We start from the raw sequence: 18158 nt of genomic DNA on the forward strand, positions 1-18158 counted from the left end.
AAACATCAAGCACGCTGCGCAATTTCGCAATTGCCGATGCATCTTGCAAGCGGCAGCATGGCGTCACCTTGTCGACCGGCGCGACGACGTCGCACGGGTTGCGGTGCAACATAACTGGAGACGCAGATGTCTTACTTCGAACACATTCCCGAGATCCGCTACGAAGGCCCGCAATCGGATAATCCGCTTGCGTACCGCCACTACGATAAAAGTAAAAAGGTACTCGGCAAAACCCTCGAAGAACATCTGCGTATTGCCGTGTGCTACTGGCATACGTTCGTCTGGCCGGGTGTGGATATTTTCGGGCACGGAACGTTTCGCCGCCCTTGGCAGCAAGCCGGTGATGCCATGGAGCGGGCACGGCAAAAGGCGGATTCCGCATTCGAGTTCTTCTCGAAGCTCGGCACGCCGTACTACACGTTTCACGACACCGACGTCGCACCCGAAGGGTCGAACCTGAAGGAATACAGCGAAAACTTCCTGCATATTGCCGACTATCTGGCGCGCAAGCAGGAGGACAGCGGCATCAGGTTGCTGTGGGGCACCGCCAATCTATTCTCGCATCCCCGTTACGCGGCGGGCGCGGCCACCAATCCCGATCCAGAGGTGTTCGCATTTGCGGCGACGCAGGTGCGCCATGCTCTCGATGCGACGCAAAGACTCGGCGGCGACAATTATGTCTTGTGGGGTGGACGCGAAGGTTACGATACGTTGCTCAATACCGACCTGGTGCGCGAACGTGATCAGCTCGCCCGTTTTCTGCATATGGTCGTCGATCATGCGCACAAGATCGGTTTCAAAGGCTCGCTGCTGATTGAACCCAAGCCACAGGAGCCGACCAAGCATCAATATGATTACGATGTCGCGACCGTACACGGCTTCCTGCTGCAACACGGACTCGAGAAAGAGATTCGGGTAAACATCGAGGCCAATCATGCGACCCTCGCGGGTCATTCGTTTCATCACGAGATCGCGACGGCCTATGCGCTGGGTATTTTCGGCAGCGTCGACGCGAATCGCGGCGACCCGCAGAACGGCTGGGATACCGACCAGTTCCCAAATAGTGTGGAAGAGCTGACGCTCGCCTTCTACGAAATTCTCAAACATGGCGGCTTCACAACGGGCGGCATGAACTTCGACTCGAAAGTACGGCGGCAAAGTGTCGATCCGGAAGACCTGTTCTACGGCCACATTGGGGCAATCGATAACCTCGCGCTCGCTGTCGAACGCGCCGCGGTGCTGATCGAAAACGATCGCCTGGATCAATTCAAGCGTCAACGTTATGCGGGCTGGGAAGCGGAGTTCGGCCGCAAGATCCTGTCCGGCGACTATTCGCTCTCCACGCTGGCGACGGATGCGTTGGCGCGCGGTCTGAATCCGCAGCATGCCAGCGGCCATCAGGAGCTGATGGAAAACATCGTGAATCAGGCTATTTACAGCGGACGCTGATCCGGATCGCAGGAAGACGTGGCTGAGAAGTCGTAGCACCTCATAAAAATCGCGCGGCCACGTCGACCGCGCGAAACAGGAAGCTTTGGGTTGTCGCTTGTCCGGTCCTGCGGCTCGCAGCGCAGGCCGTCCAATCCGGTATTCCGGCTATCAGAAGAAGGAGAGAGACATGAAATTCGCAACGCGTCGTACCGTGTTGAGTTCGCTCGTGTGTGGAGCGGTGCTCGCCAGCCTGTCGCTTGTCGCGCCGCTCGCGCATGCAAGCAAGGATCATCCGGAAATCGGCTTCTGTATCGACGATCTGCGCGTGGAGCGCTGGTCACGCGATCGTGACTATTTCGTTGCCGCGGCAGAAAAGCTCGGTGCGAAAGTGTCGGTGCAATCCGCCGACGCGAGCGAAGAGCGGCAGATCTCGCAGATCGAAAACCTGATTTCGCGCGGCGTCGACGTCATCGTAATCGTGCCGTTCAATTCGAAGACGCTCGGCAATGTGGTTGCGGAAGCAAGGAAAGCCGGCATCAAGGTCGTCTCGTATGACCGCCTGATTCTCGATGCCGATGTGGACGCCTATATCTCGTTCGATAACGAGAAAGTCGGCGAATTGCAGGCGCAAGGTGTCTACAACGCGCAGCCGAAGGGCAACTACTTCCTGCTCGGCGGTGCGCCGACGGACAACAACGCCAAGATGCTGCGCGAAGGCCAGCTCAAAATCCTGAAGCCCGCCATGGACCGGGGCGACATTAAAGTAGTCGGTCAGCAGTGGGTGCCGGAATGGAGTGCTTCCACGGCGTTGCGCATTGTCGAAGATGCGCTGACGGCCAACAACAACAAGATCGATGCGATCGTCGCATCGAACGACGGCACCGCGGGCGGCGCGATTCAGGCGCTCGCCGCGCAGCACCTGGCGGGCAAGGTGCCGGTCTCCGGGCAGGACGCGGACCTCGCGGCCGTCAAGCGTGTGATTGCCGGCACGCAAACCATGACCGTCTACAAGCCGCTGAAGCTGATTGCCAACGAAGCCGCCAAGCTCTCGGTGGCGCTTGCGAAGGGCCAGAAGCCCGCCTATAACGCGCAATACGACAACGGCAAGAAGAAAGTCGACACGGTGCTCCTGCAACCCACGTTGCTCACCAAGAGCAATGTCGACGTAGTCGTCAAGGACGGCTTCTATAGCCAGGCCCAGCTCGCGAGCCAATGAGCGTAACGCGTGCGCGGCGGACGGCGATGCGCGTGGTGCGTATCGGCGCCGCCGCGCGCCTTGCAGCGAGGCATAGCGAATGACGCAACCTCTCATGACGATGCGCGGCATCGTCAAGGCGTTTTCCGGCGTGAAGGCGCTCGACGGTATCGACCTCACGATCGCGCCGGGCGAGTGCGTGGGTCTGTGTGGCGAGAACGGCGCGGGCAAATCCACGCTGATGAAAGTGCTCTCCGGCGTGTATCCGTGGGGCACGTGGGACGGCGAGATCATCTGGGAAGGCGAGCCGTTGAAAGCCGCCAGCGTGCGTGACACCGAGCGCGCCGGCATCATCATCATTCACCAGGAGTTGATGCTGGTGCCGGAATTGTCGGTGGCGGAGAACATCTTTCTCGGCAATGAAATCACGCTGCCCGGTGGCCGCATGAATTACGCGGCGATGTACCAGCGCGCCGACGAACTGCTGCGCGAACTCGGTATCAGCGGAATCAATGCCGCACAGCCGGTGATGAACTATGGCGGTGGGCACCAGCAGTTGATCGAGATCGCCAAGGCGCTAAACAAGCGCGCCAAACTGCTGATTCTCGACGAACCGTCTTCTTCGCTGACCGCATCCGAGATCCGTATTCTGCTCGACATCGTGCGCGATCTGAAGCGGCGCGGCGTGGCCTGCGTGTACATTTCGCACAAGCTCGACGAAGTGGCGGCCGTCTGCGACACGATCAGCGTGATTCGCGACGGCCGTCACGTAGCGACGGAGCCGATGCGCGCGCTCACGACCGACCGCATCATTTCGCTGATGGTGGGCCGCGAGATCAAGAACCTGTTTCCGCGCGAGCCGCATCCGATCGGCGAGGTGATCTTCGAAGCGCGTCATGTCACCTGTTTCGACGTGACCAATTCGCGTCGCAAGCGGGTCAACGACGTGTCGTTCGCGCTGCGGCGTGGCGAGATTCTTGGCGTGGCCGGCCTGGTCGGCGCGGGGCGCACGGAGTTGATGCAGGCGATCTTCGGTGCGTACCCGGGGGTGAGCGAAGCGACCGTGGTGATGGACGGCAAGCCGCTCAGGATTCGCGCGCCCGTTGACGCGATTCGCGCGGGCATCGCCATGGTGCCGGAAGATCGCAAACGCCACGGCATCGTGCCTGGGCTGAGCGTCGGCCACAACATCACGCTCGCGGTGTTGGCGCGCTTTGCCTCGGCTGGCCGGATTGATTCCGCGGCCGAACTCGATACGATTCACACGGAGATGAAGCGGCTTTCGGTGCGCGCCGCGCATCCCATGTTATCGATTGCGAGTCTGTCGGGCGGCAATCAACAGAAGGCCGTGCTGACACGCATGCTGCTGACCGACCCGAAAGTGCTGATTCTCGACGAACCCACGCGTGGCGTGGATGTCGGCGCGAAATACGAAATCTACAAACTGATTTTTCAACTGGCGCAGCGCGGCATGTCGATTGTGATGGTGTCCTCCGAATTGCCCGAAGTGCTCGGCATCAGCGATCGCGTGCTGGTGATCGGCGAAGGCGAGTTGCGCGGCGATTTCGTCAATGACGGCCTGACTCAGGAGGACATACTCAGCGCTGCGATCCGTCCCGTGCCACGATCCCCGAACCCAACCGTAGCGAGTGCCGCATGACGCCCGACGTTACTTCCCACCGCGCCGATGAAGCCGTGCCGCGAGGCGCATTCGGCGGTCCGCAGCGCCTTCAGCAACTGTTCGCGCGCTACAAGATTCTCGCGCTGCTGATCGCCGTGGCCGCGATCTGGATTTTCTTTTCGGTGCTCACGCATGGCGCATTCGTTACGCCGCGCAATCTGTCGAACCTGCTGCGGCAGATGTCGATTACCGGCATGCTCGCGTGCGGCATGGTGTTCGTGATCATTGCCGGCGAGATCGATCTGTCGGTCGGCTCGCTGCTCGGTTTGCTCGGCGGCGTGGCGGCGATACTCGACGTCAACCGACACTGGCCGCTCGGCGTCACGTTGCCGGTGGTCATGCTGCTAGGCGTACTGATCGGCATGTTCAACGGATGGTGGTCGACGTACCGGCGCGTGCCTTCGTTCATTGTCGGGCTCGGCGGCATGCTTGCCTATCGCGGCATTCTGCTCGGTGTGACAGGCGGATCGACGATTGCACCGGTGTCGGATGGTTTCGTATTCGTCGGCCAAGGGTATCTGCCGAGGCTCGCGGGCGATACGCTTGCGGTGGTGCTGTTTCTGTTGCTGGCGTTTCTGACGATACGCCAGCGGCGCAACCGCGAGCGCTATCAACTGCGGGTCGTGCCGTTCTGGCAGGACGTCGTGAAGGTGGTCGGCGCGGGTGTGATTCTCGCCGGCTTCGTCGCCACGCTTGACCGTTACGGTGGCATCCCCGTGCCGGTGCTGTTGCTGCTCGCGCTGTTAGGCATTTTTACGTGGATCGCTACGCAGACGGTGTTCGGGCGGCGCATCTACGCGGTCGGTTCGAACCTCGAAGCGACCCGGCTCTCAGGCGTCAACACCAACCGCGTGAAACTGGCGATCTTTGCGCTGATGGGGCTGATGTGCGCGTTCGGCGGCATCGTCAATACGGCACGGCTTGCAGCGGGGTCGCCTTCGGCCGGATCGATGGGCGAACTCGATGCGATTGCCGCGTGTTTTATCGGCGGAACGTCGATGCGCGGCGGGTCCGGCACGGTCTATGGCGCGCTGATCGGCGCGCTCGTCATGGCAAGCCTCGATAACGGCATGTCGATGCTGGACGTGGATGCGTATTGGCAGATGATCGTGAAGGGCAGCATTCTCGTGCTGGCCGTTTGGATCGATGTGGTGTCGGGGTCGAATAGGCGGTGAGATGAAAGGCGGGTGAGGTGCGGCGGCTACTTTGGTCCGGTGCTGCACCAATCCGTCAGAGCTTCCCGCATTTCTTCGATAACGGGGTTCCAATCTCCGAGTTCGCGCTGGCGGAATAGCCGCATTGATGGGTACCAGGGGCTATCTGTTCTGTCGGTTAGCCAGCGCAACTCCGAGTACGCGGGCAAAAGTACCCAGACTGGAAGGTTTGCCGCACCGGCGAGATGTGCAGCGGCAGTATCGACGGTAATGAGCAGGTCAAGCGTTTCAAGAATGGCGAGCGTGTCGGTGAAGTCTTCAATGATGGGTCCGAGCGTGTGTAAATCAAATTGGTCTGCCAGCGGTACGCCGTCGCATTCATGCTCCCCTTTCTGTACGGAAAACCAGGTCGTTCCCGGATGGGAAAGAAGGGGTTTCAGCGTTTCGATACCGATCGATCGGAACCGATCTAGAGCGGTGTGCGCACCGCCCGCCCACACTACTCCGATTCTCGTGCGTTTCTTATGCGCCGCTAATGGTGAGATGACATCGAGCTTTTGCCGCCATTGGTCAATATGGAGTGGCGCGGCCGAAACGTATGGCATGGCAATAGGCAACATGGAGAGATCAAGGTTCATATGCGCTGGCATTCTCAGCATATGGCTCCAATAGTCGTAAGGGCCGGCGGGTGTTGTTGTAAAAACCGACCGTACGCTCCTCATGCTTGCTGCGATTTTGGCGACAGGTTGGCTGACCAGCACATCGACAATAGCACCCTGCCGGTGTAGCCATTCGGCAAACCGGATGAACTGGATTTCGTCGCCCCGTCCTTGTTCGCCGACGAGTAGGAAACGACATCCGCAAACTGGTTCGCCATTCCACACCTGAAAATCTGGAAAGACCAAAGTGGCACGTGTTAGGGGCATGGCGTAAGCGGCATTGCGACGCGCCCATCCGCTCTTAAAATCGCCCTGACTCAGTTCGAGGCATGCAAGTTGGCACTGCATGACAGGATCATCAGGTGTGAGTCGGACCGCTTCCCTGCTGTAGGCCAGCGCTTCCGCAACTCTGCCGCGGACGCTCAGCGCATGTGCCGCGTAGTGGTGCAGCGTGACGCGTCGCGGATCGATCTCGAGTCCCTGGCGGGCGACACTCAGCATATCGGCGAAACGATCCGCTCTATATAACGCGAGACACAGCGCCTGCAATGTTTCGGGATTGTCCGCTTCCCGTGTTCTGATCTGTGCGATCGCACGGCTTGCCTGTGCCGTACGCCTGGCTTTGGCTAGTGCTGCGATTAAATCGAACCCGTCTTGCAGGGAAGATGAGTCGAGCGCCCATGCGGCTAGCCAATAGTCGGCGGCATCGTCAGCCTCCCCGAGTTCGGCGCTTATGCGCGCGATGGCACGCGTCGCATGATGAAGGTCCGTCTCTATGGAAAGAGCCGCTTTGTATTGCGCTTTCGCTTCGGCGAGGCGGCCGCCGAGTCGCAGGCAATCCGCCAGATTGCGATGCAAGGTTGCGGTGCTTCCAGAGAGATCAATCGCATGACGGTAGAACGCTTCCGAACGTGGGTAGTCGCCTTTCATCGCGGCGATCAGGCCGGCGTGTTCCCACAGATCGGCACGCGCTGGGTCGGCCTTTAGAGCGCGTTCCAGATACGCGTCTGCTTCTGGGATTTTTTCCAGGTGCACGCATACCAACCCCATACGGTGTAGTGCATGGACATTGTACGGGTTCGAGGCCAACGCCCGTTGGTATCCGCTTTCCGCGTCTTTCATGCGGAAGGCGGAGTAGTCGGCGTCTGCACGAGCAATCAGCGTGTGCACGTCCATTGAATCGGAGTGGTGGGTAATGGCCTTTTGCATTTTCAAAGATAGTGGGCTTTGCTTATGCGAAAAGTTGTGTTTCTGCGCTCCGTGACGGAAACGCAGGGGGCCTGCTCGCACGCTATGAACGTCACTGCATATAGGTAGCGAAAATCACATCATCATTGAGGTCGGTATCAGGGCTTAGCGTGACGTAATAAACGCCTGCTGCCGGGCGCGATATGATGCATTGGGCACCGCTGCCTGATGCAAATTTTCTAATGCAAGGTGCGTTTACCGTAGTGGGCGAGCCGGCCCTCAGATACATTGTTCCCGATTCAAGACTAGATCTATTTGAGAGGGCTACCCTGAGGATCGATGCACCAGCCGGGACGTCCAGCTTGAAGAACTTCATGACGTTCGATTTCGCGGCAATCATGAGATTGACGTCGAAACTCAGATCGGTTGACTCAGGGGCGGCGACCGTAAAGGGCCGAGTTACCCTGCTAACTGCGCCTGTGCTGTCAGTCGTCGTTAATGTGATGTTGTAAGTGCCCGGATATTCGTAGTTGTAGATCGGGTTGACTGATTGTGCGCTTAACACATCAACCGCATTGCCGGAGCCGAGAGTCCACGTCCACGACTTGATCGACGCAGAGCCTCTCGCGGTCGACAGGTCTGTACACGTCACCAACATTGCGGACATACTCTGGGAACATTTGAAATCCGCTGCGGCTGGAATCTCGCCAGCCTTTGCCGCCGCAACTGTTGCCGCCGCATCGAGGATACCCGATCCCATCGAATGATCCGGCTGTTTGGGGAATGGCTGGGCGTGCTGTGTGATTAGTGTGCGCATCTCGGCCGTACTTAGCGGCTTCGGTGCGACAGAACGTACGAGAGCAACTACGCCGCTAACCATTGGCGCTGCCATGGACGTACCGGTCATAGCGGCGTAACTCTCGCTGCCAAGCGCCGAACTTCCATCGTTATAGGTCGATAAGATATCGGTTCCCGGCGCGGAAATATCAACCGTGGGCCCGTAGTTGGACAAGTACCCTCGCAAACCATCGCGTTGTGTGTTGCCGACAGCGATAACGCCGTGACAGTTGGCTGGTTGGGTGTTTGATGCGTCTTCGTTATCGTTCATTGCGGCTACTACGAGCGTACCGCCTAAACTGTTCACGGTGTCGATTGCATCCTGATACGCCTGCGAACACTGGCCAGCCGATCCAAGGCTCGCGTTGATGACCTTTGCGGGATGGGGGTTAACTGAAAAACCTGGAACAGATCCGCCCGCGGACCATACCATAGCTTCCACGACGCTCGACATTGTGCCGATGTTGCAGGCGCTGAGCGCGCGAACTGAAAGTACTTTCGCGGACGGCGCGACGCCTGCGACGCCGAGGCCATTGTTTGCCACCGCGCTCAATATGCCGGCAACGTGAGTGCCGTGCCAGGTCACCTGGCAATTCGGATTCTCGACAGTACGACCAGGGTTTGTGCCGTCGCTTGGTCCGGGCAGAAACGTAAAGTCCAACCCACCGGAAGATATGTTTGCATTCAGATCGCTATGGCTCGTTACCCCATTGTCGACGAGCGCGATGGTCACGCCCGCGCCCGTGCCTGTATTCCAGGCGTTCGCCACGCGGATACCCGCATAGGGCTGCGCAGGGTCGAGATTTGAAAGAAGGCCCCATTGATCGTTAAAGTATGGGTCGTTAGGTACAGCACCACCTGAGACCACAATGTCCGGCTCAACGTATTGCACGTTCGGGTCGGCTGCGATGGCGCGCATGAATGCTTTCGCCTGCGCGCTAAAGAGTTTTCGCTCGGTCGTCACCACGTCTGCGCCGATACCCATCCGACGCAGATGATGTGCTCTCGCAGGGAGCGTGCTGGCAAGCTTGTCAAGTTTCGTTTGCACGGCAGAGGAAGAGCCGCGTTCAGCAGTACCGGGTCTGTACTTGATGATGAAACGGTCGGTTTGCGACTCTGACGTCATGCCAGTTGTGTTCATCTTCAACGACATGGTGAGCGGAACTGAACTGGAACTCGCAGCGCTCGCTGCGGCCGCCACCTCTGCCGTCTCCGGAGCGCTGGGTGCCGAACGCGATGCGGTGTCGCTCGCGCCGTTCCCGCTACACGCGGCCAAGGCCAGCGCTAGAGTGAGGTTTGCAACGCTGGTAATGATGCGGCGCGTTGGTAATCTCGATCGGATCGCATCCGCCCGGTTGACTGTGTGTTGAAAGTCGATCCTGCCGCTTTTCGTTCTCTCTTTTTTCAACGTTTGGATCTCGCAGATTTTTCGTTGGTCGTTCGTTCTTGCGATCGGAAAGCCATACAAAGACCGGTGCCCGTTGGTAATGGAAGGGTAATCGCTCGGAAAAGTGTGAGGCAGCGGAAAGCGCTGTTTTATGTGAAGGAGAATTCCCGTGCGATGTCAGGAATAACTACGCATCGATTGCAATTTGCGCTAAGCGGCGAGTGAAACGTCCTAACGCGGTTTGACGCGACCTCCGCCGAGTCGTTTTCGCAGGCACAGCCACGATGGCATGCTCGCACGAGCGCCGGCCTTCTGCCCGCAACGAGCCGCCCTCACCAAGCCGTTCCCGCCTCATTTAATGAAACACCCCACGGCTTCCCCCCAACACCGCCATCCTCCCCATCCCCCGCCCCAAGCCCTCCTGACTTAAATGCATGCATTTAAGTCCCACATCCACTCCCCCGTCTTATTACTATTCGGAGGACCAACGCCAGGCGCGGACCCGCGCTTCACAGCTTCCCAGCCATCGTGCGAGCTGATCGAGCCATGCCATGTTAAAGCGCAGAACCTTCCTGCTCGGCGGCGCCAGCGCTGTCGGCGCGCTGCTGGTCGGCTGGTCGGTGCTGCCGCCGGGGCAGCGTTTGACCACGTCCATGCCGCTGCCGGCGCAAGGCACGCAGGTGGCGCTCAACGGCTGGGTCAAGATCGCCGCCGACAACAGCGTGACGATCATGATGTGCAAGGCGGAAATGGGACAGGGCATTCACACTGGCCTCGCCATGTTGCTTGCCGAAGAACTGGACGCCGACTGGTCGCAGGTGCGGGTCGAAAACTCGCCTATCGACAAGATCTACAACAGCGTGCAGAACATCATCGACGACCTGCCGTTTCGCCCCGACGACGATAGCGCCATTAAACGCACCATCGTCTGGATGACCCGCAAGGTGGTGCGCGAAGCCGGCACGATGATGACGGGTGGTTCGTCCAGCATCAACGACCTTTGGACGCCGATGCGCGAGGCCGGCGCCTCGGCCCGCGCCATGCTGATCGGCGCCGCAGCAGCGCAATGGAAAGTGCCTGCCGGCGAATGTCGCGTCGAAAGCGGTCAGGTGCTGCACCCTTCGGGGCATAAGGCGACCTTCGGCGAATTGTCGTCGATGGCGGCGCAGCAACCGCTGCCGCGCCACGTGGCGCTCAAAGATCCCGCCGACTTCAAGCTGATCGGCAAACCGTTACGCCGTATCGAAGCGGCATCGAAGATCAACGGCACGGCGCGCTTCGGTATCGACGCGCTTCCCGACGGTCTGCTCTACGCGAGCGTCGTCATGTGCCCGACGCTGGGCGGCACGGTCGCGAAGTTTGATGCAACGCCGGCGGCCAGCATGCCGGGCTTCATCAAGGCGTTTGCCGTCGCGCCCTACAACGGTGGAACCGGCGGCGTCGCGGTGATCGCGGACAACCCGTTTCGGGCGATGAACGCGGTCACCGCCATCAACGTGGATTGGCACGACGGCCCAGCGGCAAAGCTGTCGAACGCGGAGGTGGACCGTCGCCTCGCACAAGCACTGGACGACGGCGACGGCCATGCCTACTACCATCTGGGCGACGTGGACGCCGCGTTGAGTCGCGCGGCTCGCACCATCAGCGCCGAGTATCGCGCGCCGTATCTGGCGCACGGCGCGGTCGAGCCGCCCAACTGCACCGTGCAGGTCACGGACGGCTCGGCCACGGTCTGGGTCTCCACGCAAATGCCCGCGCTCGCCCGGCATCACGTGGCAAAAGTGCTGGACATCGACCCCGACAAGGTCGACGTGCAAACGCTTCTATTGGGCGGCGCATTCGGGCGGCGTCTGGAACTCGATTTCATCGCCCAGGCTGCGGCGATTGCGCGCCAAGGCGGCGGCCGTCCGGTGCAAACCCTCTGGTCGCGCGCGGAGGACTTCACTCACGATTTCTATCGTCCGGCATGCGTGTCACGGCTCAAAGCCGGTATCGACAACAACGGCAAACTGCTGGCGTGGCAAGCCACGTCGGCAAGTCAGGCGATCGTGCCGGAGTCCCTCGCGCGCTATTACGGCGTGCCGCGCATTCCGATCGACAAGACGACCTGCGAAGGCGCCTTCGATCAGCCCTACGAATGGCCCGCAGCGCGCGTGGCGCACAAGATTGTCGACCTGCCGGTGCCGGTCGGGTTCTGGCGCTCGGTGGGCCATTCACATCAGGCGTTCTTCACCGAGGGCTTCACCGACGAACTTGCCGCGGCCACCGGCCAGGACCCGATTGCGTTTCGCGCGGCGCTGCTCGCGCAGCATCCGCGGCATCTGGCGGTGTTAAAGCGTGCGGCGGTTTTATCGGACTGGGGACACCCGTTGACGCATGCCGCCGACGGCGCGCGCCGCGCGCGCGGCGTGGCGTTGCACGAGGCGTTCGGCAGTGTGGTCGCGCAGGTCGTGGAAGTGTCGATCGGGCCGGATAAGCGGATTCGCGTGCATCGGGTGGTCTGCGTGATCGATTGCGGTATGCCGGTGAATCCGAATCTGATTCGTCAGCAGATGGAGAGCGCGATTGTGTTCGGTCTCTCCACCGCGTTGCAGGATGAAATCACGCTCATCAACGGTCAGGTGCAGCAGAAGAACTTCAGGGATTTCCCGGTCGTGCGAATCAACGATTGCCCGGCGATCGACACGGACATCATGCCGAGCCAGATGCATCCGCAAGGCGTGGGTGAACCGGGTGTGCCACCGGTCGCACCGGCGGTGGCGAATGCCGTGTTCGCATTGACGGGCCAGCGCTTGCGCTCACTGCCGTTGAGGCTCGCGTGAAGCACGGCGAATTCGAAAACTCAGGAACCCAAGGAGATTGGCGATGGGATCGTTGAACATCAACGGGCGAGCGGTGGCGGTGCAGGCCGACCCCGACATGCCGCTTCTGTGGGTGCTGCGTTGTGAACTCGGCATGACGGGCACCAAGTTCGGCTGTGGCGTGGGGATTTGCGGCGCGTGCATGGTCCATGTGGATGGCGAAGCAAGCTTCGCGTGCCAGACGCTCATGTCGAGCCTCCACACGCAGAAGATTACGACCATCGAAGGCTTGCAGGGTCCCGAAGCACAGGCGCTGAAAGCCGCGTGGATCGATCTCGACGTGGTGCAGTGCGGCTATTGTCAAAGCGCGCAACTCATGGCGGCCTGCGCGCTGCTCAAGCACAACCCCAAGCCGACCGACGCCGACATCGACGCGGCCATGTGGCACATCGTGTGCCGTTGCGGCACGTATCCGCGGGTTCGGGCGGCGATTCACCAGGCGGCGGCAAAGCGTCGGCCCACGTAACGCCGCCGACGCTTTTCGCCCCAACGCAAGAAACCGCGAGCGTTCAACCTGCCAGCATTTCGACCACGGCAACGACGGCCGTGAATACGCCGATGCAGCCGCCCAGCGCGACCGCGCTCTTCATGAATTGCGACATACGTGTCCCCGTAATGAGTGGTTGATGGGACGTATTTAACCCGAAATGAAAGGCAAAAGAAAGATTATAAAAAATAAATCGTAAGCTTTACGGGGACGGGCAGAGCGTGCGGGGGGCGCTGTTCCGTCGCGGCGGCGGGCCGGCAAAGCTGAGGCAAGCGAGCCGCAACGAGAGGCTCGCTTTAGACGTGCAAAATCAGAAGTCGCATCAAGGCACTTTTGCCGCAGCCGCCGTTGGTGCCGGAGCCGGCGCAGCTTTGACCGATGCCGCAACGGCGGGCGTCGAGCCGCCGGACGCGCTCTGCGGATCGATCTCCCACCCACCGCCCAGCGCGAGGAACAGGTTGACCTGATCGATCGCCACCTGGCCTTCCGCGGCGGCTGCCTGAGATTTCGTCGAGGTCAGCGTGCGCGTTGCATCCAGGTCCGAAATGAACGATTCACGCCCGGCCAGATAGAGCCGATGCGTTTCATCCGCCGACTCGGCCGCCGACTTCACGGCGGCGCGCAAAGCGTCGGCGCGGGCGTAGTCCGACGCATACGTTGCGAGACTGGTTTCGGTCTCGCGCAGCGCGGTCAGCACCACGCCGTCGAACTTCGCCAACGCCACCTGGCTCGACGCCTGCGCTTCACGCACGCGGCCACGCGCGCCGTTCGCCGGGAAGGTCCAGCTGATCAGCGGGCCGAAGCCCCAGCGCGCCGTGGGCGAGGTGCCCAAATCTTCGAGAATCCCGGTCAAACCCGCCGAGGCACCGATGCTCACCGTCGGATATAGCGCCCCGGTGGCGACGCCGATACGCGCGGTGGACGCCGCCAGTTGACGCTCGGCCTCGCGCACATCCGGGCGGCGCTTGAGCAGCGCGGCGCCGTCGCCGATCGGAATCGGCTGGCGGATTTGCGGCAGCCTGTCGCAAGCGAGTACGGCCGGCGGCAAGTCGGATGGCGCGCGGGCGAGCAGCGCCGCGAGGCGGTACTGCGCGATCTTGCGGCGTGCCGTATAGCGCGGAATATCCGCCGACAAGGTATCGACCTGGGTCTGCCCGCGCGTCACGTCGGGCTGATTGCCACGGCCCGCGTCACGCAGGCGGCGCGAGACGTCCACGCGCTGTTTCTGCAGGCTCAGCGATTGTTGCGCAATCCTGAGTTCTTCCGCAGCGGAACATTGTTCGACGTAAGAGCGCACCACGTCCGCCACCACGGTGATCCGTGCGAGATCGGCGGCGGCCTGCACGGACTCGCTGTCGGCTTGCGCCGCTTCCACGCCGCGTCGCAGCTTGCCGAACAGATCGATTTCATACGAGACGTTGATGCCGATGTCGCCTTCATTGACGACCGGTAGCTTCTCGGTGAGGAGGTATTGTTCGGCGGATTCCTGGGCCCGTTCGATCACGGCCGAGGCCTTGCCGGAGAATCCGCCCTGCGCCTGCGCCACGCCCAGCGCTTCACGCGAGCGCGCAAGATTCGCCGCCGCGACGCGCAAGTCGGTGTTCGATTGCAGCGCCTGATCGACGAGTCCGTTCAGCACCGGATCGTCGTAGAGCTTCCACCACACGGGCGGCACGTTCCGGCGCGTCGTCAGGGCCGTGTCGGCGCCTTCGATCGGCGCGTTGGCCAGCGGCGCGTTGACGAGCGCCTGTTGCGGCAACGCATAGTTGGGGCCGACGTTCATGCAGCCGTCGAGCGCGACGGCCAACGGCAACAGAGGCAAAAAGGGCAGGGCGCGCGACAGCTTCATTGCGACGCGCCCGAGGTGACCGCGGCCGACGCCGGTCTGGCAGCGGAAGCAGCCGGAACAGCGGAGGTAGCCGAAGACGAAGCGGAAGACGATACCGAAGCAGAAGATACCGCCGCAGAGTTAGAAGCCGAAGCCGCACCCTCCGACGCAGCCACCGCGCCCGATGCGCCCGCATCCGGATGCTTCCTGCCTGCCGGCTCGAGATCGCGCACCGACACCGTCGCGGTGCGTCCCGCGATCATGCGGAAATCGGCGGGCACTTCGTCGAGTGCGACGCGCACCGGAATCCGTTGCGCGAGCCGCACCCAACTGAACGCCGGGTTCACGTTCGGCAGCAGATTCGAGCCTTGCGTGCGGTCACGATCCTCGATACCCGCGACGATACTTTGCACGTGTCCGCGCAGCGCGTTCGGTTCGCCCATCACCTTGATATCGACGGGCTGGCCGATGTCGATGCCACGCAGCTTGGTCTCCTCGAAGTAACCGTCGACGCGGAACGAATGCATATCGACCACCGCGACCACCGCCCGCCCCGCCGCGACGAATTCGCCGGCGCGCGGCGCGCGGTCGTTCAGATAACCGTCGACCGGGCTCACGATCGTGGCGCGTTGCAGATTCAGCCGCGCGGTGTCGATGGCGACGTTTGCATCGGCGAGCGCGGCTTCGCCCTGTTCGACGCGCGAGCGGCTTTCTTCCGACACTTCCGCCGCGACGAGGTTGCCGAGCTTGCGGTTGCGCGCATCTTCGCGGCGCGCCTGATCGAGCGTGGCGCGGCGTTGCTGCGCGGTGGCCTGCGCCTGGCGCAGCGCGAGCGTATAGCGCGCCTGATCGATCACGAACAGCACCTGGCCTTGCTTGACCTGCTGGTTGTCCACCACTTCGACCGACGAGATCAGCCCCGAGATATCCGGCGCGACCTGGATTACGTCGGCGCGTACGTGTCCGTCGCGCGTCCACGGGGCGAACATGTAGTAGTCGACCAGTTTCCACAGCACGAGGGCCGCGGCCGCGACGACGATCAGGGTCAGCAGAATCTGACCGACGGAGAACCAGGTTTTTTTCACGTTATTAGTCTGTGCGAAACGACAACGACAAGGCCCAGCACCAGCACATAGATGCCGAGATCGAAGATGGAGCGATGCCAGACGAAGCGGTAAAAGCCGACGCGCGCGAGCACCGTGCGAATGGCCAGATTGATCAGATACGCGATCAACATCAGCACGAGCACGGCCGGAACGAACACGCCGAAAATATCGATTTCACCGATCATCGCGGAAAGTGGAAAGGGTTGGAAACGCCTTGAAACCGGAAATGGACGGTGCGCATCAGGCAGCGGCCTCCGGCTCCGGCGGCGTGGGTATCAGCAACGTGGCCGGAAACAGCGAAAGACGCAAGCCGACCAGCGCATGCAGCGCGTCACGCAACTGGCGCGCCGACGTTTGCGAGGTCGCGCTCGGCGCGCCGGCGTTGGCGAGTCCCTGTGCCGTCACGCGTGCCACGGCGGCGTCGATCGACGACATCAGGCTCGCGGGTACCGGCTCGCGCTTGCGGCGGGCGACACAGCTTTCGTAGTATTGGCGCACGTCGTCGAGCACGTGCTCGATCGCGGCCGGCGCTTCGCCACCCAGCTTGCGGGTCAGGCGGCGCAGATCGAGCGCGTTGAAGGCGATGCGCAGGTCGCGAAAGCTCTCGATCGACGGATGGCGATGGTCGTCCGTCGCGCCAAGGCGCGGGATCAACTGCATCAGGCGGTCGACCATGCGCGCGGCGAGATTGCGCGGATCCTCGATCGGCCGCGTGGACGCGGTGAGCGCCACGTCGGCCCAGCTCGAACGCAGCAGGCGGGCCGCCGCGAGTTCGGCGCCGAACGGGCGCGTGACGCGAGTCCACACATACGCGTAGAGCAAGCCGGCGAGGCCCGCGAGATTGCTGTTCATGAACACCAGAAAGTTGGCGTCGTACGCGTCCTGAATGCTGATGAAGGTGGCCGTGTTCACGGCGACCAGCACCGTGGCCAGATTGAACTGCGGACGCGGAATCAGCGTGCCGACAAAGATGAACGGCGCGGCGAACAGGACCACCAGCATCGGAAAGTCATGCACGTGCGGCAGCACGGCGAACAGATACACGCCCGCCGCCACCACACTGATCGCGGTCGCCACGAAAAAGCGGAACACGAACGGCGCGGGCTCGTCGAGCGCGGCAAAAAAGCAGCACGCCACGGCCGCGAGCGTGACCGCGCTGGCACCGTCGTTCCAGCCTGAACCGATCCACAAACTGCACGCGAGAATCACGGCCGCCGCCGCTGAGCCGGTCGAGAACAGCATGATGCCGTGATCGTAGAAGCGCTCGGTGCCGCCCAGCCGCCAATGGCGAAAACGCGGCCGCCAGTAGCCTTCTTCGCGTGTGATGATGACGCGCAGCGAGCGGCAGTCCTGCCAGACGTCGATCACCTGTTTCATACGCCAGAGCGCGTTTGAGAGCAACGCGCCGTCCCAACCCGCGAGCGCGGCCGGCGGCGGCTGCATGGCCGCGATCCGCTCTCGCAACGCGTCGGCTGTCGGGTCGGGATGATAGCCCTCGCTCACGGCGGGCATCGGCTCATTGAACCATTTGATGAGATCGGCGAGCAGGCTTTCCAGACCGTCGGGCCACGTCTGGCGGCCGCTGTTATAGAGCGCGATCAGCGGATCGGCGAGCGCCGACATGATCGGCAGCAGCAATTGCATGCGCCCGCGCAGTTCATGCGCGCGCGCCAGCACGTCGGGCCGCGTGTGATCGTACGCAAGCTGGCTCAGCAGCAATTCCAGACCATTGATGGTGGCGGCGATACGCTGCCGCGCGCCCGAAATCGCCGAGCCGGCAATGCGGCCGGACAAGGTTTCGGTCGCATAGAACGCGGCGTCGCGAAACCATGCGTCGGTGCGTTCGATGATGGTCGGGGCAAGCCGGCTCGGAAACAGCGCGCTGCCGACAATGCTCGCGCACACGATGCCGAGCGTAATCTCCTCGGTGCGGCTGATCGCGAGATCGAACACGCCGGTCGGATTGGTCACCGAAGGCAGCGCGATGATCGGCATCGTATAGCCGGCCAGCAGGAACACGTAGCTGCGCGCGGTGCGATCGGACACAGCCAGATACAGCAGTGTGCCGGTCCATAGCGCCACGATCACGCTGAACAGATAAGGCGATTCGACGAAGGGCGGCACCAGCAGTACCGCGGCCGAGGCGCCGAGCATGGTGCCGAGCGCGCGATAGAGCGCCTTGGAACGGGTCGCGCCGACAAACGGGTTCGATACGATGTAGACGGTCGCCATCGCCCAATACGGCCGCGGCAGTTCGAGCGCGAGACCGATGTAGAGCGCGATCATCGCCGCGGCAAAAGTCTTGACTGAAAACAGCCAGTCGCGAAGGGATGGGTAGACCATA

The 18158-nt window shown here is 61.9% G+C and carries 12 protein-coding genes; 6 read left to right on the forward strand and 6 right to left on the reverse strand.

From position 1 onward, the window contains the following. The first annotated feature begins 126 nt into the window (after nucleotides 1–126). The 4 genes from xylA to P0D71_RS29850 all read left to right on the forward strand — a co-directional run bounded on the left by xylA (nucleotide 127) and on the right by P0D71_RS29850 (nucleotide 5482). On the forward strand, nucleotides 127–1449 hold the full coding sequence (gene xylA, locus P0D71_RS29835) for a xylose isomerase (protein ID WP_408483303.1): 1323 nt from the start codon (nucleotides 127–129) through the stop codon (nucleotides 1447–1449). 169 nt (nucleotides 1450–1618) lie between these two features. After that, nucleotides 1619–2647 carry a D-xylose ABC transporter substrate-binding protein gene (gene xylF / locus P0D71_RS29840; RefSeq protein ID WP_408483304.1) on the forward strand — a complete coding sequence of 343 codons (1029 nt, stop codon included), beginning with the start codon at nucleotides 1619–1621 and terminating at the stop codon, nucleotides 2645–2647. A 79-nt stretch (nucleotides 2648–2726) separates the two neighbouring features. Continuing rightward, nucleotides 2727–4286 carry a D-xylose ABC transporter ATP-binding protein gene (gene xylG, locus P0D71_RS29845; RefSeq protein ID WP_091804340.1) on the forward strand — a complete coding sequence of 520 codons (1560 nt, stop codon included), beginning with the start codon at nucleotides 2727–2729 and terminating at the stop codon, nucleotides 4284–4286. Then, nucleotides 4283–5482: a sugar ABC transporter permease gene (locus tag P0D71_RS29850; protein WP_091804337.1), complete on the forward strand. Its 1200-nt coding sequence runs from the start codon at nucleotides 4283–4285 to the stop codon at nucleotides 5480–5482. Before xylG ends, P0D71_RS29850 begins: the two co-directional genes overlap by 4 nt. 26 nt (nucleotides 5483–5508) lie before the next feature. Here the strand turns inward: P0D71_RS29850 and P0D71_RS29855 are convergent, their stop codons facing one another. Further along, entirely contained in the window at nucleotides 5509–7329 is a 1821-nt protein-coding gene (locus tag P0D71_RS29855; RefSeq protein ID WP_408483305.1) for a tetratricopeptide repeat protein, read from the reverse strand. A 91-nt stretch (nucleotides 7330–7420) separates the two neighbouring features. Next, nucleotides 7421–9613, reverse strand: a complete 2193-nt coding sequence (locus P0D71_RS29860) for a S8 family serine peptidase (protein WP_408483306.1) — start codon at nucleotides 9611–9613, stop codon at nucleotides 7421–7423. A gap of 470 nt (nucleotides 9614–10083) precedes the next feature. On the opposite strand from P0D71_RS29860, the gene P0D71_RS29865 reads away from it, so the two are divergent. Continuing rightward, the gene (locus P0D71_RS29865; protein ID WP_408483307.1) at nucleotides 10084–12354 is read left to right on the forward strand and encodes a xanthine dehydrogenase family protein molybdopterin-binding subunit; all 2271 of its coding nucleotides are present in this window, start codon (nucleotides 10084–10086) and stop codon (nucleotides 12352–12354) included. 43 nt (nucleotides 12355–12397) lie between these two features. Then, on the forward strand, nucleotides 12398–12859 hold the full coding sequence (locus tag P0D71_RS29870; RefSeq protein WP_408483308.1) for a (2Fe-2S)-binding protein: 462 nt from the start codon (nucleotides 12398–12400) through the stop codon (nucleotides 12857–12859). A 343-nt stretch (nucleotides 12860–13202) separates the two neighbouring features. On the opposite strand, the gene P0D71_RS29875 is transcribed toward P0D71_RS29870, so the two are convergent. The 4 genes from P0D71_RS29875 to P0D71_RS29890 are packed head-to-tail and all read right to left on the reverse strand — an operon-like array spanning nucleotide 13203 to nucleotide 18157. Then, a complete protein-coding gene (locus tag P0D71_RS29875; RefSeq protein WP_408483309.1) occupies nucleotides 13203–14729 on the reverse strand; it encodes an efflux transporter outer membrane subunit in 1527 nt (508 codons plus the stop codon). Beyond that, nucleotides 14726–15793 (reverse strand): efflux RND transporter periplasmic adaptor subunit, encoded by a 1068-nt coding sequence (locus P0D71_RS29880; protein ID WP_408483310.1) that lies wholly within the window; start codon nucleotides 15791–15793, stop codon nucleotides 14726–14728. Before P0D71_RS29880 ends, P0D71_RS29875 begins: the two co-directional genes overlap by 4 nt. Further along, complete coding sequence (locus P0D71_RS29885; protein ID WP_007176114.1) at nucleotides 15790–15999, reverse strand: DUF1656 domain-containing protein; 210 nt, start codon at nucleotides 15997–15999, stop codon at nucleotides 15790–15792. Before P0D71_RS29885 ends, P0D71_RS29880 begins: the two co-directional genes overlap by 4 nt. Before the next feature lie 55 nt (nucleotides 16000–16054). Then, entirely contained in the window at nucleotides 16055–18157 is a 2103-nt protein-coding gene (locus P0D71_RS29890) for an FUSC family protein (protein WP_408186604.1), read from the reverse strand. Nucleotide 18158: the final 1 nt, after the last annotated feature.

The sequence above is a fragment of the Paraburkholderia sp. RL17-383-BIF-A genome, assembly GCF_046028015.1.
Classification (GTDB): Bacteria; Pseudomonadota; Gammaproteobacteria; order Burkholderiales; family Burkholderiaceae; genus Paraburkholderia.